Below are 24,424 nucleotides of genomic sequence, written 5' to 3'. Positions count from 1 at the left end.
CTAATCCAGGTAAGTTCTTGCTGCCCTTAACAGTAAGAAAGATCGCAAATTGACAAATGATCTTAATATTGTCATTATGGCCAATATTTGGTTAATTGGGTTTATTGTTTCATAACAGTGATATAAGCAAACAGGATTTTTTTATAAAAATGAAATTTAAATTGTTTAATTTGAAAAAAATGGTTTTAATTCTTCTTACCTTAACTATAACCTCTCTTGTCTGGGCTAACAATATCAGACAAATTCATGCAATTAGTCTTGATGGACATCATTTAACAATTGAAGAAGTGGTTAAAATTGCCCGATCAGGTATTTTAGTAAAAATTGATCACCAAGCATTAGAAAAGGTTAAGCGCTCACATCAACTGTTACTGCTGGCTGCAGAAAGAAATATGCCAGTATACGGTTTAAATCGAGGCGTAGGCCTAAATAAAGATAAAACAATTTTTAAAGGGAATGTTTTAACGCCTCAGGCTCGCAAGGAGTCAGAACGATTTAATATGAATGATATTTATGCAACGAGTGCCGCGGTGGGATCTAACGCACCTCGTGAGGTAGTTCGGGCCGCGATGGTGGCAAGGCTTAATACACTGTTGCTCGGAAATGCTGGTGTTCAACCTGCTGTGGTGGAAATGTTTGTCGCGTTGCTAAACAACGATATTACTCCGGTCTTTCCGTCTGGTGGCTCCATTGGAGAAGCGGATATTACCCTACTTGCACATATTGGACTTGCCATGGCCGGTAAGGGTGATGTTTTATATAAGGGAAAACAAATGCCAGCAAGCAAGGCTTTAAAAATGGCAGGCCTTCAACCGTTACATCTTTATGCTAAAGATGCTCTTTCTATTTTTAGTTCTAATGCCTATACGGCAGGCATGGCGGCTCTGGCAACCTATAATGTAGAGAAGCTAATTAATAAATACGAGTTACTCACTGCATTGAGTCTGGAAGGCATCAATGGAAATGTAGCTCCATTTCTTGAGCGGGTACATGCAATTCGTCCTTATCAAGGTCAAGGCGTTGCTGCTCGTCATGTTATTCATGCTTTGCAAGGCAGCTATCTTTTAGAAATTTCGCCCAAAAGAGCACTGCAAGATCCTCTCAGTTTTCGCACAGCGAGTCAGGTTAGCGGGGCAACACGGGATGCATTAAATGATTTAAAAAGTGATCTTACTATTCAGTTAAATTCATCAGATGATAATCCTGCAGTTGTGGTTGATATTATGCCTGATAAAGAGGCCTCTCTTCAGGAAAAAGCGTATTATGTCAGTAACGCTAATTTATCGGGTGCGGTTATTCCTACCGCTAATTTTGAACCGGTTTCGTGGGTTTTGGATATTGAAAAACTCAATATTGCTTTAGGTCATATGTCGGCAAGTAGTACACAACGCATTGTAAAATTAGGCACAGTCTGTATCAATCAAATCTCACGCTTTCTTTCGCCCGATCAGGCAACTATTGCATTTGCAGCCATTCAGAAACCTGTGATGTACCTAAATACAGAAATACAACAGCAAAGTATCCCTGTATCAACAATTTCCTATCCTGTGGCTGGAGAAATTGAAGATACAGCGACCAATTCCCTCTTGGTGGTGCAACATCTTAATAAAATTACTGGTGATCTTTATCAAATTATGGGGTTTGAGTTAATGCATGCCAGTCAGGCTATTGATCTTAAAAAATTAAAAACACCTAGCTTACCCTTCGGTAAGCAAACAATGGATTTATATTTCAACTTTCGTAAAGTGGTGCCCTTTTTAAAGAAAGATCGTCCATTAACACCGGATATCAAAAAAGCATTCCACTTTATACGCAGCTATAATACAACTCCCCTAATAGACAGGAATAAACGCATCTAATAGCGCAAATTAAGTAAATGCCTACATTCGCCCTTATACGCACAGTAGTAGGCAAGGAGAGATTTTATACTTAAAATTAGAGGCGCTTACCTGCTGTAATAGAAAATTAAATAGATAAACATAAGCTAATCAAGGGCTAGCAATAATTAGCATTAAAATTTAACAATAAAAGGAGCCAGAATGCGGCACTTCTTATGGAAAATAAAGAATAAAATTTTATCAATGCTCCCCATAAAAACATTAGGTGTGCGTGCACTGGTTATCAACGATAAAAAAGTACTCCTTGTAAAGCATAGCTATATTAATGGTTGGTACACTATTGGGGGTGGTGTTAAACAAGGTGAAACTCCTTTACAAGCGATTCAACGAGAGCTTTTCGAAGAAGTGGGGATAAAATGTCTGGATAAGCCGCGACTGTTTAATATCTATTATAACCTAAAAGAAAAAAGAGAGGATTACATAGTGTTTTACATTGTGGAAAATTTTATCCAGCAAAAGGTGAACTCCGTTGAAATTTTGGATAAAGCCTGGTTTAATTTAAATGAGCTCCCCTCAAAAATTTCACCAGCAACACAACGACGTCTTGAAGAATATCAAAAAATAAGGCCATTAGAAGAAATTTGGTAGAAAAAGAAGAAAGCAAGAAATTCGTCGCGTTGCCCTAAAGAACTTATTTTGCACGCTTATTGCCATAATGGTTTCAAGAATTTTCCTAGATCGGATTTGGCTTGCATGCGATATTGATAAACTGCATAGAAAGCAATGACATTTTTTAAATAATTACGTGTTTCGCGCCAGGGGAGCGTTTCTATCCAGATATCTATTTGTTTAGGTGGATGATTTTTTAACCAGTAATTCACTTGACGTGGCCCGGCATTATATGCGGCAGCCATTAAAACAGGATGGTTGTAACGGGCTGCTAATTGTTTGAGGTAAGCGACACCAATATTAATATTTTTTTGTGAAGAAAAAAGTTGTTCCTTATCGACATAAGGGATTTTTTCACGCTTTGCCACGGCACTTGCGGTAGCTGGCATCAATTGCATTAACCCCCGGGCCCCAGCAGGGGAAACCACATCATCGCGAAAAGCGCTTTCCTGACGAATAATGGCATAGATAAATTCTTGAGGGATGCTGTAGTTTTTTGCATACTCACTGACCGTGGTGCGATAAGCAAGGGGGAAACGCAATGTTAATTGATTATTTAAATCCTCTGTATTACTTAAATAAACGGATTTTCCATGCCATTGCAAATCGGTTGCAATCCAATAGGCCAAAGCGCTTTTATCTTCTTTGGGCAGTTCGCTCACAAAATCATTCAAAAGACGGGAGGCCTGCAGGGATTGTCTGGTCTGATAAAGTGATTTAATGGTCGTGGTAAACGGCTGATAAGGTTTTAAAATGGATAAATCAGACACCGGTGATTCGTTTTCAAAACTAGGCGCCTTATTTAAACGTAAACTTGCCAGAAAGCCGTAGTAATTGCGGGTTTTGGCCAGTGATTGATAAATTTCATGGGCTTTGGTTTTTTGCCCTTGGGCTTCTAATGCGCGGGCGAGCCAATATTGCCAACAGGGATCCTCTTTTTCTTTGGAGTAATGAATGAGTTTTTCAACTTCAGCCCATCGATGTTGTTTTAGGGCGAAACGAATTTGCCAGTCAAGTAAGACCTCATTGTAATAAGCGGGTTTAATTTTAGAAAACCAGTAAGGAGTATCTTCATGATTGCGCATGGCTTTATATATAACAAGATGAACCAGAAAATTTTGTTGTTGTGGCACGCTTAACATTTTTTTTGTTTTTTCGGTTTGTGACAGCTTGATGGCTTCCTTGATATTGGTAGATACCATGCGCTTTAAACCGAATAAGTAAAGCGCATCCTGTAAGTCGCCAGGTTCGAGTTGACTGATACGGGCAGGATTTTGATAGATGTCGGTCAGTAACTGTGCCTCTTTCAGGCGAGGTGGCTTGTATTGTTTTAATAAATACCGCGCAAGCCCAACATTGCGTTCATCGAGGGCTAAATAGATGCGCTTTGTAAGCAGGTGTTCATCAAACCCTGGATCCTTCAATAACAAATTAAACAGGGCATTGCAGGCAGGAGGTTGGGAGTGGCCTGTAAGCCATAATGGTTTGGCGGCATTCAGCGCTTCGCTTTGCTTTCCTTGTTGGTAATCGGCAATTAAAGCATAGCATTGTAAACTGATGTCCTCTGAGGGTTTATAGTGTTTTGTGTAGTTGGCCCAATCTTTATTCTGGGCAAGGCGATAGAGCCATTTTGCCCGCAGCTTTTGCGCAAGTGGGGTATCGCTATCAATAAAGGCAAAAAAATCCGGACCCGGATTTTCAGGTAGATTTTGACTCCACTCGGTGTAGGCCGCGAAGCGATTCATGTAATCTTCACCGGAGAATGCATGCGCAGCAAACGCCAGGCTTGTAACCAGACAACCTGCAAGTAATATTTTTTTCATAGAGTCTTAGTGGGTTAGAATATCCAATTGCTTACGCATTGCAGTAATCGTTTCTGCATAGTCATTAGTTGAAAATATAGCAGAACCTGCTACAAATTGGGTAGCGCCTGCCTTGGCCAAACCCGCAATATTTTTAATAGTGACCCCACCGTCGACACAAATAGGCAGTTGTGGGTATTTATTTTTAATCCAGCTTATTTTTTCCACCGCCTCTAAAATAAGCGTTTGCCCACCAAAACCCGGATTAACCGTCATGATCAATACAAAATCCAAGCGATGGATACACCACTGTAAACACTCAGGCGGGGTCGACGGATTTAAAACCAACCCTGCTTCACAGCCTTGCTGCCGGATGAGCGCAAGACTTCTGTCCAAATGAATCGTGGCGTCAGGATGAATACTCAAACGATTAGCACCTGCTTTGGCAAAATTAAGAATGAGATCATCGACTGGTTGAGTCATCAAATGAACATCAAGGGGAACCTTTGGAAAACGATCGCGTAATGCTTTGCAAATCGGGGGGCCAAAGGTCAGATTGGGTACATAGTGATTATCCATGACATCAAAATGAATCAGATCAGCACCGGCTTGCATCACCGTGCTGACCTCTTCGCCCAGCCGCGTCATATCGGCTGAAAGTATAGAAGGCGCTATCAGGTACGTCATTCTTTGACCTTTTTAGGTAGTTAATTTAAATTTTCCAAGAAGCATGAGGCCTACTTCCTGCTCTACTCGCTATGGATTAAAAGTTGTTCTTTCTACAAAGTAGAGTCCATTTTGCTTATCATCTCCCCGCGCAGGGGTAGTGCCTTTTTTGTCATTCCCGCGTAGGCGGGAAGCCACTTCATTATACGTCCAAGCCCATCAGAAGGGGATCCCCGCCTGCGCGAGGATGACATTAAATAAATCACTTGGCTTAATTTTTCAGTGTAGCCTGTTATGCATCCATCCAGTAGTTAAAGTTAAAATTGAGCGTGTGGAAAGTAAGCCTATCACTGGAGTTACTAAGCTGTTTTGAAGCTAGATAGCGGTAATCTACCCCCACTGAAAAATAATCATCCATTTGGTAATCAACACCCACAATTGCCTGGGCGATTGGTGTGGTTTCACTATCACTAATATTCAATACAGAAGTATAACCGTAAGTTCCTGTATTGGGATTAACTTGATTAATGTTAATAACCCATTTGTTTTGAATATTGGCATAACCAATACCCGCACCTACATAAGGTATCCAGCTAACATCCCGGCCTTCATGGTTATAGAATTGATAAATTACATTAAAAAGCCCGCCAAAGAGCTGAGAATGCCCACTCATGCTGTAGGGATTTGTTACGACGGTAACGGTTGTTGCTGTCGTCCCACTGGATGAGGTAGTAGTGATTGTTTGCTGATTTTTACCAAATCTTATGCCATCAATCGTGATGCTTTTATAGGTGTTGTAATTAAAGAGCACCTCACCTTCAAAACGGAAACCACACCAACGATAGCCGAATTGTCCGCCTAAACCACCACCAAATTGATATTTAATTTCGCCATTACCGAATAGAGGTACAGGCACATCAGGCAAAGTACCATTATTCAAATTGTAGTTAATAATATTCGCTTGAAGTACAGCAAGTCGATTTGCTGAAAGAGTAAAATTCTGCGTCGGCACATAACTCCCAACCAAAAATAACCCGAAATATTTCCCATCCGCAGGGTAATAGGCAAAGGATGTGGTCGTTGTCGCAGTGAGGAATCCTGCCAAGGTAAGTTTAAAAAAACGCTTCATTCTTAGTCCTTATTTAAACCGGGTACTTTTATCCATAAGACTGGCTGTTATAGCCAGCAAAATTAATTTTCACCGAACCAGTAATTAAAATTTAAATTCAGGGTATGGAGGCTATAGCGCTCATTAAAGCCGGTAATTTCTTTTGTAGTGACATACCGATAATCCAGCCCCATGGAAAAGTTGTCATTGAATAGATAGCTGATCCCTAAAATAGCCTGACCAACGGGTGTAGACGTATTTTCTTTGAAATCAACTTTCACAATAACGGGGTTAGCAACTCCAGGGGCACTGGTGTTGAAATCAAGTTCTAGCTTATTTTGAATATAGCCATAACCAATCCCCAAGCCTACATAGGGTACCCAGCTGATGTCATCCCAATCATCGCTGTAAAAATCATAATAGACATTAAAAAGAGCCGCCCCAAGAGAGGTATTTCCGCTCATGCTGAGTCTTGAAAAGGGAAAGGGCAATGAGGTGTTTTGATTTTTGCCAATAGTGATGCCACCGATTTTTAACTTATCGTAAGGACTGTAATTAAACAGTAACTGGCCTTCAAATCGAAAACCACAGTAGCGATAGCCTATCTGACCACCACCGCCGCCACCGACTGAATAATCAATCTCGCCTGCAGGACTTAACAGGGGTGGGTATCCTAAGAAGAGTAACCCAGTGTTCAGGGCGTTAAAGCTTGTCGTAGAGAGCGTGAAATCCAAACTGGGGGTATAACTTAATGTTCCCATTAACCCGGCATACCATCCCTCTGCGGGTGTGGCAGAAAAAGCACAGTGACTGGCAATGACTAAACCTACCAGTCCACACTTAAATCTATTTTTCATAGCACATCCTTACTTATAACTGGCGCCATCAAAGCGATAAATTGCACCAACGCTTGCTAAATGCGCCTGAAAAACTTTACCAAACCCATCCGCACGCTCGGTGCCAATGTAACGATAGGCAAGATTAACCGCATAGTTTTCAGCGAAATTATAAGTAAAACCACCGGTGGCTTGATAAGCAAAAACGCCGTCATCCACTTTGAAACGTGTTGCTACGGCAGGGCCGCCTAAGATTAGTGGGCCACTGCTATTAAGTCGAGCTGTTACATAGCCATAGCCAAGCCCTACTCCAAGGAATGGCGCAATACAGGGAACCGTTTCCGGGAAATCATAATACACATTTGCCATGGCAAAGGTACCTGTCGTTTCACCTTCAACTCCCCTCTGGTTAATGTTATTAATTTTAAAGCCACTAAGGTTGGCATAGACATAAGTCACTTCTGCTTCATAACGCAGGGGCATACTCTGATAGCCAATGCGTCCACCACCATTCCAACCACCGTTATAGGAGGGATGGGCACGTAAAAAAGGAAAAGAGTAGTAACTATAGTTAGTAGTATTCGTTAGATTGTCGGGTATGTAGGTATAACCCCCAAAGACGCTGGCATACCAGCCATCAATAGGCACGGCGGCTGATGCCATGCTGGAAGCAAGCATCGCTGCAGATAAAAATGCAATTCTCATGAGATCCCTTTTTATTATTATTTTACAGCATCCAATGTTAGCGATTTGACTTTATTTTGCAAGGGCATTTTTACAGAGTAAGTGCATCTAATAGCAAGAAATGCAACAACCTGTTTACCTTCCATGCTAGGCATGGATTTTTATAAAGACTCTTACCTAAGGCAATGGTTCTGGGCGCTCTTTTAAATTCTGCAGGCAGCTCTATTTTCAAAAAGCATAGGTGAACACGGACGAAGCATCTTAAGCGAAGAATAATCAAAAAAAATAGTAGTTTTACATAATGTAGTTGTATTAAGCTAGTAGTTGGTTAAGATAATAATCAGGTTTGCAATAACCTGATCAGGAACAAGGAGCAAAGGAAGATGCCTGAAAAAATTGAAGATGATCTAAAAACGTTTGCCGATAAATTACTCACTGCTATTTCTGATGAGACTGAAGAGGGACAAACAAGGCTGGTTGAAATTTTTGAGCAAGCAAAAAAAGTATATACTAATGAAGATTCTCCTTTTTGGTCCTGGATTTTTAGCTTTAGTCGTAAACGTGGGAATGATTTTAGCCAAACCATTGAAACGTTAAAAATTTTCCCTAAACCCACCATTCGGCTGCAAGAGTTTCAAAAGTTTTTAAAAGCAGGGGAATGGAAAACAACCTCAGCCAATACCGATTTATTCCTGCTCTTGATCAAAGCAGTACCAGGTTATGAACCAGAGACAGATGACCACCTTTATTCACAAATTATTTTCCCGCTAAAAAGAATTCTTTTAGGCAAAATAAAACTGCTTTTACAGCAATATGAAGTCAGTGAACGACAGGCTGCAGAACGAGAGAAAGAACTGCAACTTGTGCGCGACACTAAAAATAAAGAAGCTGAAACCATTCATCTATCCAATAATGTCGAGGAAGCGAGGTTTATCGCAATTAAAAATAAAGATCTCTTAGTCTTTAGTTTGACGGCAACCAATATAACTGCTGCTGACGTGACGTGGCAATTGACCTGGCACGATTTTAATTCTAAAGCAACGGTACTTTCCATTAGTGAAGGTCTTGCAAAAGTGATTAAAAACATGGAGGTAGATCTGAAAAAGGTATTGATTACTAAGAAATGTTCTGAAAACAATCAGGCTGAGGAAGAGAAATTACTTGGCGAATTCTTACAAAAATCAGGTTTTACGCGGGAGCTTAGAGCAGAAGCCAAAAAAATTCTTGATGAGCTATTAAATAAAACGCAAGTTTTATTTTGTCCCGAAGAGAAAGCACTCAATAATTTGGTTTCCACTTATGTGATTGCGAAAGAAGAAAGTCCCACTAAAAACAGTAGCGTTACCAAACTTTATTGGTATGACAGCCTGGGGCATAAAAATTTACTAAAACTTGAGGATTATTCCGATTTTTTTGCCTGGATAGACCCTAAAACTAAATTGGCAGAGAATGAGATTTTTCGACTTAAAGTGTATTTAAGAAATGTTAATATTCGGTATAGCATTGATAGGAAGAGGCATCATGATGTGCAAAATTTTCTAAGAGCAGAACATGGTGTTGCACTGATTACCACGGATGATTGGACAAAAATACCACCTTATAAATTGATTAAAGAGACCTATATTTTGACTCGTGAACCTGATGCGAAAACAGGGGATTGGGTTTTATACCAAAGACAAAGAGGTGGAGTTAATGCCAAAATTGACATTAGCACATGGGTAAATGCCAATGCCATTGCTGATTTTGAAAGAATTTTGGAAAAAAATAAGGGACTCTCTGCAGCCAACTTGAGCGTAGCAGACAGAGAACAGCTTCGCAAAGCTATCAAAGAATCAACAGTGATTGAGGAAGCTTCTCAAAACGCTTCTGTAGGCAAGCTAGACTTAAGTGACTACGCAGCAATTAACAGGCTTTTTGCTCATAAGGCTTCTCAATTAACTCCTAAACAATCCGCTGCTGAACAAGAAAGTCAACTCACTGTAACAATCCGTTCTTAAACGAGAATCTCCTGCCGCGGCAGCATTGTCCGCGGTATGTTTTTCTTATTTTTATCACCAGCATTTGCTTTCCTTCTTTGATTAGAAGGTAAATCCTGACGTAATGGGAAAGCGCCAATCTCGTCCAAAAGCGCGCGGTGAAACTTTAATACCAGGGGCTGCCTGACGGCGCTTATATTCATTACGTTTAAGTAGACAAATCACACGTTGTACATCTTTCGCGGAATAACCTGTTTTAATAATGTCTTCAGCAGCAACATTATTTTCCATATAAGCATGAATAATCGCATCCAGGGTTTCATAATCGGGTAAAGAGTCTTGGTCTGTCTGATTTTCTGCCAACTCAGCAGAAGGGGCCCTTGTCAGCACTCGCTCAGGAATAACCGGTGATATCTGGTTGCGGTAACGCGCCAACGCATAGACTTGTGTTTTTAACACATCTTTTAACACAGCAAAGCCGCCTGCCATGTCACCATATAAGGTGGCATATCCAACAGCAGTTTCACTTTTATTACTGGTTGTCAGCACCATTTTGCCAGTCTTGTTGGAAAGAGCCATTAAGAGAACACCACGGATTCTTGCCTGAATATTCTCTTCTGTCGTATCAGGTTTAAAATCTGCAAAAGCGGGCGCAAGCGTTTCAAGAAAACTGTTAAATACCGGTTCGATAGAAAGGGTGGTACTGGACACGTTTAAATACTCCAGTTGCTGTCTGGCATCAATAAGACTAATATCAGCTGTGTAACGAGAAGGCATCATCACTGCCTGAACGCGAGAGGAACCTAATGCATCCACTGCAATGGCTAACGTTAATGCCGAATCAATGCCGCCTGATAAACCTAAGAGCACCCCGGGGAAACCATTTTTTTCCACGTAATCGCGCGTTCCACAAACAAGTGCCTTATAAAGCAACGCTTCTCTGTCTAGTAAAGGCGTAACTTCTCCTGTAATTTTTTTATGATTTAAGGTTAAAGGCAGTAATACTTCCTCAAACGCGCTTGCTCGCGCACGAAGAATTCCCTTTGCGTCAAATGCCATTGATTGACCATCAAAAACCAGTTCATCTTGTCCACCAACCTGATTAACATAAATCATGGCCGTGCCGTGTAAGGCATAATTGCGAAGCAGTTCTTCGCGCAGAGCTTGTTTCTGATAATCAAATGGGGAGGCGTTCAAACAAAAAATCCCATCAACGTTTGCTTGTAAAAGCTGTTCAACAGGACCTTCAAACCATAGATCTTCACAAATACAAACGCCTAAGCGATAGCCTTTAATTGAAAGAATGCAGGATTTTTCCTCCCCTGAAACAAAATAACGAGCCTCATCAAACACGCCATAATTGGGTAAATGGTGTTTATGGTAAAGGGCAATCCGCTCTCCATTGTGAAAGATACTGGCCGAATTAAAACAATCCTCGCCTTCTAAACTAGGATGCCCCACAATAAGATAACAATCCCTGCTACTCTGCTTAATTGTTTCCAGCGCATTTTCAACTTGCTGATGAAAATCAGGGCGCAACAATAAATCCTCAGGGGGATAGCCTGTAATCACTAATTCTGGAAATAGAATGACATCCTGTTGCGATTGATGGGAATTCACAATAGAACAAATTTTTTCGGTATTTGCCTGAATGGCTCCTACAGTGGGATTAATTTGTGCTAATAAAATGTGCAGAGCGTGTGACATGTAATCCTATAACTTTTTTTATATTTCCTAATTCTATAACAAACTCCGTCGAAAGTTACCGCGTAATGGCATATTTCACTGAAAAAGTATTTTTTTTATGAAATTTGTGCATATTTTAAGTTTTCCTTAAGCATTATGCGGTAAAAATACCCATTAATCTAAGCAACAGAGTGTAATTCATGAGACGTTCCTTAACGCAATTAATCATTGATGACCTTGCAGGATTGGCACAACTAGAAACCGATATTATTGCCAGTGAGGAGGCTATTCGGTTTCTAATAGCGATGTTTAAGGATAAAAAAGCACTCAAAAATATTGAGTTCGTGCATAAAGATCAGTTTTTTTCATACTTGCAAAAAAGAGTCATGGAAGATTCGTCGTTTTTAACAAAAGCGGGACATTATCAATTTTTTATTGAAGTAGGTGCACGTAGTAAAGCGAAGCAAAGAGATCCGGCTACTATTCACTATTGCGCATTGGATTTATTTATTCGTCCAGGTTTGCCTCCTTTAGCGTTTGTGGCGGATCATTATCGCTTATCTAGTGGTTACTACATGGAATTCCAAACCATTTCCGAAAAGTTGGGTATTCAATTCGTAGTAGCGGGTGATGAGTATTATCAAACAGATAGTGTGCATTGTCCGGTTTTTACATTGATGCATTTGTTGTTAACGGCGAAGGATGAAAAATTACTTACTCTCCTTGAAAAGAAAGTAGGACATCGCAAAACAGTCGACGTTGTTAATCTTCCCTGGGACAATCTGCCACCTGAGTATGTGATGTACCCTCAAAGTCTGACCACTATCTTAAACTTCGTGGACAGAATTAAAGGCAGAGAGGGTTTGGAGAAACATATGCCGAGCCCTATATTGTCCAGTTTTGGCTATGAAGAAAAGGTGACTGGATTCTTGTTTCCAGTTAAGAGCAACAAAGCTGAGCTAAATAATAAAATCCGAAGCAAAGGGATAAAATACCTTGCTGCTGAGTATGCAGGATTAGCAGTATTGGAGCTTGAGCAAACTCCTGCTCTCTATACTGACAAAATGCTTGTTGCTCTCTGCTATAAAGAACGCTATCCCGCTGTATATAAAATTCTTTGTAAAGCGCTTGCTATAGAGGAGGCAGTTCCATTTACTGATAAATATGGTCCACAAGCCCATCCAATATTTGAGCTGGCTTTTGCTCACGCGACAGTATTGGAGATTTGTTTAAAAAATTCAGAATTTAAAAGAATTTTTACTAATGAATCTATTTTATTACTCATGCAAAAAGGTTTTCTTGATCCTTTTAATTTATTCAAAAAGCTGACTACAATAGCTTCAAGTATTGAACTAAATCAGCAAACTATAAACCAGCTGGCAAATAATTTACAAGCTTGTAGTATTCTTGCTGAAGTGGTAGGAAGTCAAAGAACAGTTGATAAGGAATTACTACTTGGTTTGATGTTTTCGTCAAAAACAAAATCATTTTTTCAAAATGGACTATTGGTTGACTTGTTCAAGAAAGGAGAGATTTCCTTAGCAATGATAGATAAAATTTTACCTTATAAAATTAATAAAAAGGAATTTTCGGCACTCAACGATAATGAAAAGATGGAATATCTTACCAAGCTTTTCTCATTGGAAGAGGCTCCAGGGAATCTTTTAGAGGATGCTAACTTTGCAGTAAGCACGCCAATTCCAGTTAAAAATGCTTTAGTGAGTAATGGCTTGAAGACTGCCTTGGACATTTTTGATATGCCCCATGATGAGAGTGCGCCAGAAGTAGAAGAATTATTTTTAATTCCAGAGAGTAGTGCAGTTACTGTCGTCACAACGGAGGCCACCCAAAAGCCTGGGATCAATGTGGGGTTGCTTGTCCAGTCTATGACGAAAGGGGGCATTTTAAACACTGTGAAACCTTCTGAACAGCCAAAAAATTCTGCAGAAGAGGTAAAAGTAACACTGTGATTAGTAATCAATGCTTGAAGTCACATTTCTCAGGATAAAAGAGTGTTTGACTCATGGTGGAAATATAGGTGCTTATGTTTTCAAAATTATCCAGGTGCAGCGAGTTACTCGCTGCCATACCTCGACCGAAACTTGCATTAAAAATAGCTGTATCAGTTTCAACATAACTGTTTTTAGCTTGTATAGCTGCTTCCTGAGCAGCATGAAAGGCTTTGTTAGCTAACAGTTTTTGATCCTGCTTCTGTAGGATAATCCCATATTGTAAATAAGCTTCAGCTAGCATGAGGTAAGCGTAGCTCCCATAATTAGGAATGAGTTTCTTTATACAGGGAAAGAGCTGTTTTTTAAAAGCATCCTCGATAGCCTTGGATGGCGTATCATTTTGACACTTCTCAAATAAATAATGAGCAAATTGTTGGCAAGCATGCACAGAATCGTAATGCATTGCCTTTAGAAGATAGTTTTGTTCTGATTTGCTGTTGCTTTCTGCCAGATGTTCTTTAATGCGTACTGCCCTGTAGTAAAAGTAAACTCCAAGAAATAAACCAAACTTATTAGAACAGCGCTGATCATAGAATGCTTTGGCGGGGTCTTTTGAAATAATTATGCCATAAGTACTCCATAATTTGATCCAATCCTGGTCAAAAATTGGAGAAAGGCAAACTTTATGAAACTCGGGAGTAGTGCATGCAAATTTAACAATTAAATCAAAATTACACTGGTCTAACATGAGACGTATAATATTTTCTTTTTCTGCGTCTGGAGCACCCAAAAACTTATCGCGCACAATGATATTTACGCCCTGAATTTTTAAAAAATCATTTAACGACTCGTGAAATTGATTAAACATAATTATACTTAATGAGGAGTTGTCTTGATTTCAACAAAATGATTAATTTTTAATCATACCCTTAACTAGTTTACATTTAATGTCAAAAATAAGTCAAATTAGGTTATAATTTTTTGTTTAATATCCCCATCAAGGTTGTATGCTTAAAGATGCCTTATTACGAATGGCTGATGTTTTTTCTCCTGCTGCCTTGCTGAATGGCCAAGAATACCAGCAAAAGGGGTATGTATTAACGATTCGCCTTAGTGATGGTTTACTGAAAGCACGCGTTAAAGGTCGCTCCAGTCAAATTTATGATGTACACATTGATCTAAAATCGTGGCCAACTACACCGGCTCACTGTAGTTGCCAATATCGTATCAATTGCGAACATGCCGCAGCAAGTTTATTTTCTTTACAGGTCAGAGAAAATTATGACATACCGGCACCCCAAAATTACCATAGAGAGGAATCGTTAGGTACCTGGTTAGCCTCTCTGCGGGAAAAGGAAGAGAAGAAAGTTAAAAAAGATAACACGCATGAGCTTGTGTATCTTATTGAACTGCAATTGACTGAATATGAACACCGTGTCCTGATAAAACTTGCCCTCGCAAAACGACGTAAGCGAGGTGGGCTAGGTAAAAAAATTTTTTTTAACACCGTCACAGATTCTCGCCGGCAGTATTTCACTGATGAAGATGAGCACATTGTGACTCTTTTAATAGAAAGGAATAATAGCAGAGGCTGGTTTGAGAGATTTGCCCTCCGTAACAGTGAATTATTGAAAGAAATTTTAAATACAGGGAGAGCTTATTTATCGCAACATGTTGAATCTAAATTGCAATTAGGAGAACCTGTAAATGCAAAGCTGGTCTGGCGTTTAACTCCGAATGGAAATCAAACAGCAATTTTGGAAAATGAGGATGATGCAGAAGCTATCTTGCCTGTTTTTTTAGATAAACCCTGGTATTTTGATGAAGCACTTAATACGCTGGGCTTGTTAGCTATGCCCTATCCTGTAGGGACTATTAAAAAAGTTTTAAAGGCTCCTCCTGTCGGATTGGAAAATGTTTCTAATATCATTCAGCAGATGACGGTAATGTGTCCAGATTTGCCACCTCCTAAGATTTTTGAAAAGAAAGAGACCTATCATATTGAACCGTCCATACTCATTCGCTTCGATGCGATTGAATTAAAGAAACGTTTTTTAATGCCGACAGAAATACCTCATTTTCTTTTTGTAGCGGATATATTTTTTAATTATGACGGGGTAAAAGTAAAAATAGAGGATGCCCCCAAAAAGCTAGTAAAAGATGCCGGAAAAAAACTGATAGAAATCCCGCGTAATATTCCTCTTGAAAAGAAAATACATGCTGAAATTACTCAAGTTCTTGCACTTCGAAGTCCTAATCTCGGGGAAAAAATAGAATGTGAATATGATATAAGTCATGAAAAAGTTTTGGCAAATCTTCATAATGAAGACGATTTAGCCAAACTCTATAAGAATATTCTTCCTTTATTTGAGAAAAGAGACTGGAAAGTCGAATTTACTCATCCCGTTTATCAAGAAATTATTGACGCAGATGAGGTAGAGTGGTTTTCCGAGGTGGAAGAGCGAGGTAATGATTTTTTTTCTTATCAATTAGGAATTTTAATTGATGGAAAGCAAGTCAGTATTGTGCCTTTAGTGGCAGAATTAATTGCTCGTCTTGATAAAAATAAAATCGATAATTTACCTGATCACACCGTGGTTAAAATGCCACTTCCTGAAGGCAAAACCTTGCAGGTAACGCTAGGACGCGTTAAACCATTGATACGCTTTCTCTTGCAGTACGGGACGCGCCATTTAAAAGACGAAACTCGTCTGCGTATAAGTCGCTATCAATTAATTCTAATGCGTGAGACGGAGCAAGCGATGCTTGCTATTTCTGCACGCTGGCTCGGTGCAGAAACAATACGTCGACAATTAAACCAGCTAACTTCCCTGACCAGCTTGCCCAATATTGAGGTTCCGTCAGGTTTAGAGACGAGCCTACGGGATTATCAGCAGGAGGGCCTTAACTGGCTACAATTTTTGCGTTTAAGTCAGTTTGGGGGGTGCTGGCAGATGACATGGGCCTAGGAAAAACTGTACAAACATTGGCACATTTGCAGGTTGAAAAAGAAGCAGGACGTTTGACAAAAGCAAGCCTGATTGTTGCACCAACTAGTCTTGTTTGGAACTGGTTTGCAGAAGCGAAACGATTTACACCTGCGTTAAAAGTATTGGTTTTTCATGGGGCATTACGACACCAGGACAGCTTTGATGAGTATGATATTGTAGTTTCCACGTATGGACTTATTCAGCGCGATAAATCCCGTTTTATGGATTATGCTTTCTATTATCTCATTTTGGATGAGTCACAATCCATAAAAAATGCACGAACCAAAACCACACAAATTATTCAGCAGATACAGGCAAAACATCGTCTTTGCTTATCAGGAACACCCCTTGAAAATCATCTGGGTGAATTATGGTCCTTATTTCATTTCTTAATGCCGGGTTTATTAGGTGATGCGAAACAATTTAGTCGTTTTTTTAAAAACCCCATTGAAAAGCAAGGGGATACAGAAAGAAGGAGGTTATTGGCAAAGCGTGTCCAACCTTTCATATTGCGACGAACGAAAAATCAAGTGGCGCAGGAATTACCTGATAAAACGGAAATGACTTTAACGATAGAACTAACCGGCACACAGCGGGATCTTTATGAGGCAATACGCATGAGTATGGAAAAGAAGGTAAGGGATGCGATTGCCAAACGGGGAATAGGGAAAAGCCATATTGTGCTACTGGATGCTTTATTAAAATTAAGGCAAGTGTGCTGTGATCCCAGATTACTCTCAATGCCCGAGGCAGAAATGGCTTATGCCACTTCTGCCAAATTGAATGCCTTAATGGAGTTAGTGGATAGTTTAATTGACGAGGGACGAAGGATGCTAATTTTTTCTCAATTCACCTCGATGCTTCAATTAATAGAAGACCAATTGAATCAGCGAAATTATCCTTACTTAAAACTAACTGGTCAAACACAAAATAGACAAGCTTTGGTTTCTCAATTTCAAGAAGGTCAGATCCCTATTTTTTTAATTAGTTTAAAAGCAGGAGGTACTGGCTTAAATTTAACCCGTGCAGATACGGTAATTCACTATGATCCCTGGTGGAATCCAGCAGTCGAGGATCAAGCGACAGATCGCAGCCACCGGATAGGTCAGACAAGCCCCGTTTTTGTCTATAAATTGATTACATCGGGGACGGTTGAAGAGGCTATTTTGGCGATGCAAGACAGAAAAAGACAATTATTTGATGGAATATTATCGGACAATATTCGAGGAATAACAGGATTAACCAAGCAGGATGTCGAACAATTTTTTATGCCTTTGCCTGCGGAATAGGAACTGTTTGATATTGAATAGCTTAAATGTGCACAGTTAAACCGATCCGACATCGCGCTTTAATCAAAAAAAGTTATTCTTTTGATTGCAAACCAAAAAATCATAGCCTATTCTTTTTATGGGAAAAATCACGGAGAAATCTCATGAGACAATGGAAGGCGTTTGTAGCATTCGTAGTAATGGTAGTGTTCTTACCTGTCGCTTTAGCTGCGTCACCAGCAGGTACCTGGACTACCATTGATGATAAAACAGGTCAAAAAAGAGCGGTTGTTCGTTTGACAGTATCAGGTGGCACTCTCAATGGAACCATTGTAAAGGTATATCCACAACCTGGTGATACAGGTATTTGCTCCAAATGCCCAGGTGGTTTTAAAGATAAACCTATTCAAGGCTTGCGGTTTGTTTGGGGTCTAAAAGATAAAGGCAACGGTGAGTGGGATGGTGGTCAAATTCTTGATCCCAAAACAGGTAAAATTTATCGGGCTAAAATGACTTTAAAGGGTAACAAGCTTTATGTACGTGGTTATATGGGGGTTTCTGCACTCGGTCGTACTCAGGTTTGGGTTCGTTAAGCTGCATTTTATAAAAAATTGCCAAAAGACACACGTTAAGTGTGTCTTTTTTTATATTCAGCATTACAATGAGCACACAATTTGCTTTCTTACCTGATTATGGCTGCAGAACTAAAAACCCGAAAAAATGCTGTTGATTCTCTCAGAGCGCCACCCCATTCAGCTGAGGCTGAGCAAGCAATTATTGGGGGGTTAATGCTTGATAATCAAGCTTGGGACACGATAAACACCAAACTATGTGAAACTGATTTTTACCGGATTGAGCATCGTATCCTTTATCAAGCTATTAGTGAGCTTGCCAAAAAAGATCAACCTTTTGATGTAGTTACTTTATTAGATATTTTGAAATCTACGAACCAATTGGATGATGCTGGCGGAGAAACCTATCTCTTTGAATTAGCCAATAATACTCCCAGTGTGGCTAATGTTTCCGCTTATGCCGATATTGTTCGGGAAAAATCAGTTCAACGGCAATTGATTACCGTAGCCAATGACATTGCCGATTCTGCCTATAATCCTTTGGGGAGAGAGGTAACAGAGCTTCTGGATTTTGCTGAAACAAAAGTGTTTGCTATTGCGGAACAGACTGGAGGAGATGGAGGGCCTGAGAGCATCAAAAAAATTCTGGTGAAGGCAGTAGAAAGAATCGACGCATTGTACAACAATGGTGACGCCTTAACCGGCTTACCTACAGGGTTAAGTGATTTTGATGAAAGAACCTCAGGTTTACAGCCCTCCGATTTAATCATTGTAGCGGGTCGTCCGTCCATGGGGAAAACCACCTTGGTGATGAATATGGCAGAGCATGCAGCGATTCATGCTAAAAAACCAGTATTAGTATTTTCCATGGAAATGCCTGCCGATTCATTGGCAATGCGGATGATGTCTTCCCTCGGAAGAATTGATCAACATCGACTGCGTACAGGTAAATTGGAAGAGGAAGATTGGCCTCGTGTGACTTCGGCCGTACATTTGTTATCTGAAGCCCCTCTTTTTATCGATGATACTGCGGCTCTAACGCCAGCAGAAATGCGTGCTCGTGCTCGTCGCCTGGCGAAAGAGCAGGGACAGTTAGGCTTGATTGTTGTCGATTACCTTCAATTAATGAAAGTGCCAGGATTTAAAGCGGATAATCGCACGGCAGAGATTTCAGAAATTTCACGTAGCTTAAAGGCATTGGCGAAAGAACTGGAGGTACCGGTGATTGCCTTATCTCAGTTAAATCGCAGCCTGGAGCAACGTCAGGATAAACGACCGGTCATGTCTGATTTACGAGAATCAGGAGCAATTGAACAGGATGCCGATCTGATCTGCTTTATTTATCGAGATGAAGTCTATAATGAAGACAGTCCTGACAAGGGAGTCGCGGAATTAATTATTGCAAAACAACGCAATGGCCCTATTGGTAAGGTTAGAGTCGCTTTCTTGGGTAAATATACTCGTTTTGAAGATTTAGCATTTAACGGTTACCAGGGAATTGACTAGTATGGCAAGACCTACTCGAGTACAAATTGATGCTACAGCGCTTTTGCATAATTTAAATTTTATTAAACGTCGCGCTCCGAATTCTGAAATTATTGCTATGGTTAAAGCCAATGCTTACGGCTGCGGGTTATCTTCAGTGGCGCCCGTACTGGAAGGACGAGTTAGAGCATTCGGTGTGGCCTGTCTGGAAGAAGCAATGGCTATTCGTGATTTAGGTATTCGTAGCGATTGTGTATTGTTTCAGGGAATATTTAATCCTGAAGAGTTGCAGGTTGTAGCCACACAGCAATTTCAGTGCGTGATTCATCAGCCGCATCAGTTACAGTGGCTATTGGCCAAGCCTTTACCTAATAAAATTAAAGTGTGGGTTAAGGTAAATACAGGGATGCATCGACTGGGTTTTGCACCTCAAAATGTCCACGAAATTATCAGTACATTGAAAGCTTGTCCCTGGGTGCATCCTGAAATTGGTTTAATGACGCATTTGGCTTGCGCTGATGAACCCGATAATCCAAGTAATCAACATCAATTAAAAATTTTTAAAGAACTTGATTTACCTGCGGGAAAAATAATTAAAAGTATTAGCAACTCAGCAGCAATCCTTGCTTTGCCAGAAACACATGCGGATGTAGTGCGTCCAGGTATTATGCTTTACGGTGTTTCTCCCTTTGCAAATCAGACAGGTCAAGAATTAGGGTTAATGCCGGTGATGCGCTTTGTTTCTGCCATCAGTGCTATTCACCATTACCCAGCTCAAGTTCGTATTGGCTATGGCGGAACATGGCAAACCAATCGTCCTTCTGTAATAGGCGTGGTGGCGGTAGGGTATGGAGATGGTTATCCGCGCCATATTGCGCAAAATACGCCTGTCTGGGTTAATGGTATGCAGGTGCCAATCGTTGGAAGGGTTTCGATGGACATGCTAACTGTCGATTTAACGCATTGTTCAGAGGTGAAAATAGGCGATCCGGTCGAATTATGGGGACAACATATTCCTGTAGAATCAATTGCTTTGTCTGCTGGAACAATTGCTTATGAGTTGCTGTGTCAATTTTCGCCTCGAGTAAGACAAGAATAAAGATTTAAAATTACACATTTTGTGGATAATATCTAACCGTGATGCTAGAATACCAGCCGATTTTACAACGATACTTATGGTGAATTCATGAAAAAAATAGCGTTAGTATCTCTGTCCCTTTCAATTTTTCTTGCCAGTTGTGCGCAAGTTACCAATGAAGGAGTAGGTACTGTCACAGGTGGTGTTGTGGGTGGATTATTAGGCAGCCAGTTCGGTGGTGGTTCTGGTAAAGTGGCTGCAGCTGCGGGTGGCGCTTTATTAGGCGCTTTTCTGGGAGGAAACATTGGTCGTACCATGGATCGACTCGATCGTTTGGAAATGCAAAAAGCATTAGAAACGGCTCCAACAGGACGTGCTGTTGCCTGGAGAAACCCCGACAATGGTAACCGCTATACTGTGCAACCCACACGAACCTACTATGTGAATAGCCAACCTTGCCGTGAGTACATCACCAGAGCAATGATTGGTGGTAAATCACAGCAGATTTATGGTAAAGCATGCCGCCAAGCGGATGGTTCCTGGAAAGTTGCGAACTAATTGTCACTGGTAACCTGTTGCTTTAAGCGGCAACAGGTTTTATTCCCTTCTCTCCCGGACATTCCACTGTCTCTTAATGACTTGCTGTCTATGCCCCGAAACTAGAGAACCTCCTGCGCTTTATTCTCAAATTTGACGAAAATCATTTCTTATGAAACTATAGAAAAGCATAATAGTCTTACCCTCATTTAGCTTTGATTTTAAAAAGGAATTTAAATCATGAAAACACTTATTAAAATTAGTTCCCTTCTTTTACTTTTATGTTCCTCGCAAGTGTTTGCGGATAATGAAATAGATCAAGGAGTAGAAAATAATCAACCTGAAAATTCACTCCTCGAATATTGGACACCTGAACGCTTAATGAATGCGAAGGAAATGCCTTACCCAAGAATTGCTCCAAATCAGGTTCAGGAAATGGATAAGGGTACATTGAATCTGGAAGAGTCACAGCAGGAGGAAGGGGCTCCTCCTGAGGAAGAGATAGAGCCTGATTTGATGCCTCTGATTCCTGAAAGTATGCTTAATATTAAACCAGAAGATGATTCTCAAGCTTTCTTTAATCGAGGACTCTCTGGCGCCAACTTTTCCAGCTCTCGTTTAGTACCTGTAACTGCTGATTTAGTTTATCCCTATAGAACGGTGGGAAGACTATTTTTTACCGTTCCTGGACAAGGAAATTTTACTTGTTCAGCTGCTGTTATTAAGCAGCGAATTATTCTAACTGCTGGGCATTGTGTGCACTCAGGGACCAGCTCTGGTTATTTTACCAATTTTTTATTCATTCCAGCCTATCGAAGTGGAAAGGCTCCTCTTAGAAGTTGGTCCTGGAATTATGTGTTAACCACTTCGACTTGGGCAAGAGGGGGAGGAGTAGTCCCAAACTCTGCTGATTATGCCGTGATTGAAGTTAAAGACAATGTAATTGGAAGTTCGACCAGACGTCTTGGGTCTGTTACCGGCGTATTAGGTTGGAAGACTTATTCATTAATTCCCAATCATGTCCATTTACTGGGTTACCCGTGCAATCTGGATTCTTGTCAATTAATGCATCAAGTGAGTGCTGAAAGTTACCGTGCAGTTGTTCCCAATAATGTGGAATATGGTTCTGATATGCAGGGAGGCTCCAGTGGTGGACCATGGGTACAAAATTTTGGTATGCCTGCAAGAGGGCAAACAGGAGGACTCAATCCTGCACGCAATGCGGTTGTTGGGGTGACATCCTATGGTTATGTTGATACGCGTTATATGTTGCAAGGCAGCTCAGTCTTAGACAATCGTTTTATTGCACTGCTTAATACAATCTGCGCACGTCGATCTGGTAATTGTTAGCATTTACAACTGTAAGGTATGAGACTTCAAACTAAGTCACTGTAATCATTATTATAATAAGAAAGGTGCTGTAGTCGCTCAACAACTTGCGAAGCACCTTTTTTGTCGCCATTTTTATAGCGAAGCTTTGCCAGATAATTTAAATAAATTTCTGCCTGTTCTGGTACAATAGGATAGTGCAAACCTTGTTCAAGAATACGTTGTGCCTGAAGGAAGTCTTGTTGTTCAATTAAAAATTGGCAAAATGTAAGGCGACCCAAACTATAATGGGGGTCTTTCGCTAGTGACTCGCTGAAGAAATGTCTGGCTTGTGTTTGATGATTTAACAGAAGCGATTGCACTAAAGCCATTTGAAAATAGGGACGCGCGAAATAAGGATTAGCCGCAATCGCTTTATTAATTTCTTGCTTTGTTTGCACGGTAAATGTCTGTTGTTCATCCCTTGCTGTTGCGTTACTGGCTAATTGCAAATAGAGATCGGCTCTGCGGCTATGTAATTCGGCAAGATCTAGCCAGTGCAAGGCTTGCCTGCTGTAATGAAGGGCCGTTTGAAAATATTGTTGTTTAGCAGCAATATCAGCTTTAGTAATATAGTAATTGAGCATGAATAATCGCAAGGCACTAACACTGATAAGCAAACCTAAAAGTAAGCCAAGAAAGATTAAAAAACGTTGATGTCGGAATGATAATCCTATTGTCCAAACTTGAATGAAGCCTCTTTTCTTTAGCCTATTATGAACATAACCAAGAAAACAGCCTAATAATAAATTCATTATCAAAACATAAAAGTTAAAATCCACAACACTATGGAATGCCATGCTCATTGCTGCTGCAAAACAGGCGACTGAGGTGATTTGTTCCTGATTGAAATTTTGTTGTTGCAGGTATCGCCAAAATGACAAACCACTGACCCCTGTTATCCCAAGCAAAATAAGACCGCCAGGAATTCCTGTTTCGATTAATAATTGTAAGAAATCATTGTGGGCATATTGGAGTACAGAACCATCGCCCGGCAAGCTAAAGGCTGGATAATAGTGCATAAAGTTAAAAATACCGCGCCCGTACCAAGGGGTGTTTTGCCATAAATGCCAAGCTCCTTGCCACAGAACAAGGCGAGATTTTTCTCGCTGAAGTAGTGCCAAGCGATGTGCAATGGCAGGTTGTGCCAGGAGTAGTAATATAGTGCAAGTAAGGAGTAAGAGTATCAGGAGCTCAAAAAGGTGTTTCTTTGATACAGCGTGACGCAGCAAAATTAATTCTATAGCAAAACCACATGCAAAACTGATTATGACGCCACGACTTAAAGCAGCAAACATGGCTAACGCGATGATAAAAATGCTAAGCCGCAAAAATGGTAGATAAAATGAATGCAATAATTTTGCAGTTTCATTGCGTGTTGGATTTAGAAACTCACCGATTAAAATTAAAAGCGTTACCATTAAAAAAGCAGCGGCAGTATTTTTACTTGCGAAAAAGCCACAGGGCATTTCATGAAGAATAAAGAATTGAAAAAGTGCAAGCACTGCACAACTTAGGCTTAATAGCCACAACACTTGAGAAAGCACTGACCATAAACGTTTTGTTGAACTACTCAGGTCGAAAATAAAAAACACAATAACCCATGGACTGCATTGAAAAAATCCAAATAAAGCAGTATTAGAAACCCATCCGAAACTAAAAGGCAGAGAAATCCAAAGTAGCCAAGCTATCAATAATAAACTTAACGGGGTAAGTTTTAAGCTCGCCTGACTTTTTAGATGTAAATAAGCCATTAAAATTAAGAGTAAGACAAGCCCATAACTAATAAATAAAACTGAAAGATCAGTAACTCCTTGAAAAATAAGAGAGGCTAATAACAGTAAACTAAGTATGCTTGCCTGCCAGTGAAAACTGTTCTTGAACCTTAAAAAATGTGACAGCATACTCT

The 24,424-nt window shown here is 40.2% G+C and carries 17 protein-coding genes and 1 pseudogene; 10 read left to right on the top strand and 8 right to left on the bottom strand.

Annotation, left to right across the window (positions count from 1 at the left end; all coding sequences use genetic code 11):
• The first annotated feature begins 149 nt into the window (after positions 1-149).
• Both clem_RS09500 and clem_RS09495 read left to right on the top strand, forming a co-directional pair.
• Positions 150-1,859, top strand: coding sequence for an HAL/PAL/TAL family ammonia-lyase (locus tag clem_RS09500; protein ID WP_094091337.1), 1,710 nt, complete (start codon positions 150-152; stop codon positions 1,857-1,859).
• 180 nt (positions 1,860-2,039) lie between these two features.
• The gene (locus clem_RS09495) at positions 2,040-2,486 is read left to right on the top strand and encodes an NUDIX domain-containing protein (RefSeq protein WP_094091336.1); all 447 of its coding nucleotides are present in this window, start codon (positions 2,040-2,042) and stop codon (positions 2,484-2,486) included.
• A 56-nt stretch (positions 2,487-2,542) separates the two neighbouring features.
• On the opposite strand, the gene clem_RS09490 is transcribed toward clem_RS09495, so the two are convergent.
• The 5 genes from clem_RS09490 to clem_RS09470 all read right to left on the bottom strand — a co-directional run bounded on the left by clem_RS09490 (position 2,543) and on the right by clem_RS09470 (position 7,624).
• A complete protein-coding gene (locus clem_RS09490; RefSeq protein WP_094091335.1) occupies positions 2,543-4,330 on the bottom strand; it encodes a transglycosylase SLT domain-containing protein in 1,788 nt (595 codons plus the stop codon).
• Between the two features lie 6 nt (positions 4,331-4,336).
• A complete protein-coding gene (gene rpe / locus clem_RS09485; RefSeq protein WP_094091334.1) occupies positions 4,337-4,996 on the bottom strand; it encodes a ribulose-phosphate 3-epimerase in 660 nt (219 codons plus the stop codon).
• Between the two features lie 271 nt (positions 4,997-5,267).
• Entirely contained in the window at positions 5,268-6,104 is an 837-nt protein-coding gene (locus clem_RS09480) for an outer membrane beta-barrel protein (protein WP_094091333.1), read from the bottom strand.
• A 62-nt stretch (positions 6,105-6,166) separates the two neighbouring features.
• Entirely contained in the window at positions 6,167-6,940 is a 774-nt protein-coding gene (locus clem_RS09475) for an outer membrane protein (RefSeq protein WP_094091332.1), read from the bottom strand.
• A 9-nt stretch (positions 6,941-6,949) separates the two neighbouring features.
• Complete coding sequence (locus tag clem_RS09470; RefSeq protein ID WP_094091331.1) at positions 6,950-7,624, bottom strand: outer membrane protein; 675 nt, start codon at positions 7,622-7,624, stop codon at positions 6,950-6,952.
• 362 nt (positions 7,625-7,986) lie between these two features.
• On the opposite strand from clem_RS09470, the gene clem_RS09465 reads away from it, so the two are divergent.
• The gene (locus clem_RS09465) at positions 7,987-9,600 is read left to right on the top strand and encodes a hypothetical protein (protein WP_094091330.1); all 1,614 of its coding nucleotides are present in this window, start codon (positions 7,987-7,989) and stop codon (positions 9,598-9,600) included.
• 81 nt (positions 9,601-9,681) lie between these two features.
• On the opposite strand, the gene clem_RS09460 is transcribed toward clem_RS09465, so the two are convergent.
• Positions 9,682-11,286, bottom strand: coding sequence for an NAD+ synthase (locus clem_RS09460; protein ID WP_094091329.1), 1,605 nt, complete (start codon positions 11,284-11,286; stop codon positions 9,682-9,684).
• Between the two features lie 179 nt (positions 11,287-11,465).
• Here clem_RS09460 and clem_RS09455 point away from each other — a divergent pair, with 179 nt between their 5' ends.
• Positions 11,466-13,235, top strand: a complete 1,770-nt coding sequence (locus tag clem_RS09455) for a hypothetical protein (RefSeq protein ID WP_094091328.1) — start codon at positions 11,466-11,468, stop codon at positions 13,233-13,235.
• Between the two features lie 7 nt (positions 13,236-13,242).
• Here clem_RS09455 and clem_RS09450 read toward each other — a convergent pair whose 3' ends face one another.
• A complete protein-coding gene (locus tag clem_RS09450; RefSeq protein WP_094091327.1) occupies positions 13,243-14,085 on the bottom strand; it encodes a DUF5630 domain-containing protein in 843 nt (280 codons plus the stop codon).
• A gap of 139 nt (positions 14,086-14,224) precedes the next feature.
• Between clem_RS09450 and clem_RS15460 the strand changes: the two are divergent.
• The 6 genes and pseudogenes from clem_RS15460 (at position 14,225) to clem_RS09420 (ending at position 22,497) form a co-directional block, all read left to right on the top strand.
• A pseudogene (locus clem_RS15460) lies at positions 14,225-17,496 on the top strand (DEAD/DEAH box helicase).
• A gap of 143 nt (positions 17,497-17,639) precedes the next feature.
• Complete coding sequence (locus clem_RS09440; protein WP_094091326.1) at positions 17,640-18,068, top strand: DUF2147 domain-containing protein; 429 nt, start codon at positions 17,640-17,642, stop codon at positions 18,066-18,068.
• Between the two features lie 99 nt (positions 18,069-18,167).
• The gene (gene dnaB / locus clem_RS09435; RefSeq protein WP_094091325.1) at positions 18,168-19,553 is read left to right on the top strand and encodes a replicative DNA helicase; all 1,386 of its coding nucleotides are present in this window, start codon (positions 18,168-18,170) and stop codon (positions 19,551-19,553) included.
• Between the two features lies 1 nt (position 19,554).
• Complete coding sequence (gene alr / locus clem_RS09430) at positions 19,555-20,631, top strand: alanine racemase (RefSeq protein ID WP_094091324.1); 1,077 nt, start codon at positions 19,555-19,557, stop codon at positions 20,629-20,631.
• A gap of 87 nt (positions 20,632-20,718) precedes the next feature.
• Positions 20,719-21,168 carry an RT0821/Lpp0805 family surface protein gene (locus tag clem_RS09425; protein ID WP_094091323.1) on the top strand — a complete coding sequence of 150 codons (450 nt, stop codon included), beginning with the start codon at positions 20,719-20,721 and terminating at the stop codon, positions 21,166-21,168.
• A 219-nt stretch (positions 21,169-21,387) separates the two neighbouring features.
• Positions 21,388-22,497 (top strand): trypsin-like serine peptidase, encoded by a 1,110-nt coding sequence (locus clem_RS09420; protein ID WP_094091322.1) that lies wholly within the window; start codon positions 21,388-21,390, stop codon positions 22,495-22,497.
• A 26-nt stretch (positions 22,498-22,523) separates the two neighbouring features.
• Here the strand turns inward: clem_RS09420 and clem_RS09415 are convergent, their stop codons facing one another.
• Entirely contained in the window at positions 22,524-24,419 is a 1,896-nt protein-coding gene (locus tag clem_RS09415; RefSeq protein ID WP_094091321.1) for an O-antigen ligase family protein, read from the bottom strand.
• Positions 24,420-24,424: the final 5 nt, after the last annotated feature.

The sequence above is a fragment of the Legionella clemsonensis genome (genome assembly GCF_002240035.1).
Classification (GTDB): Bacteria; Pseudomonadota; Gammaproteobacteria; order Legionellales; family Legionellaceae; genus Tatlockia; species Tatlockia clemsonensis.
This window is presented reverse-complemented; position numbering and strand designations above follow the sequence as displayed.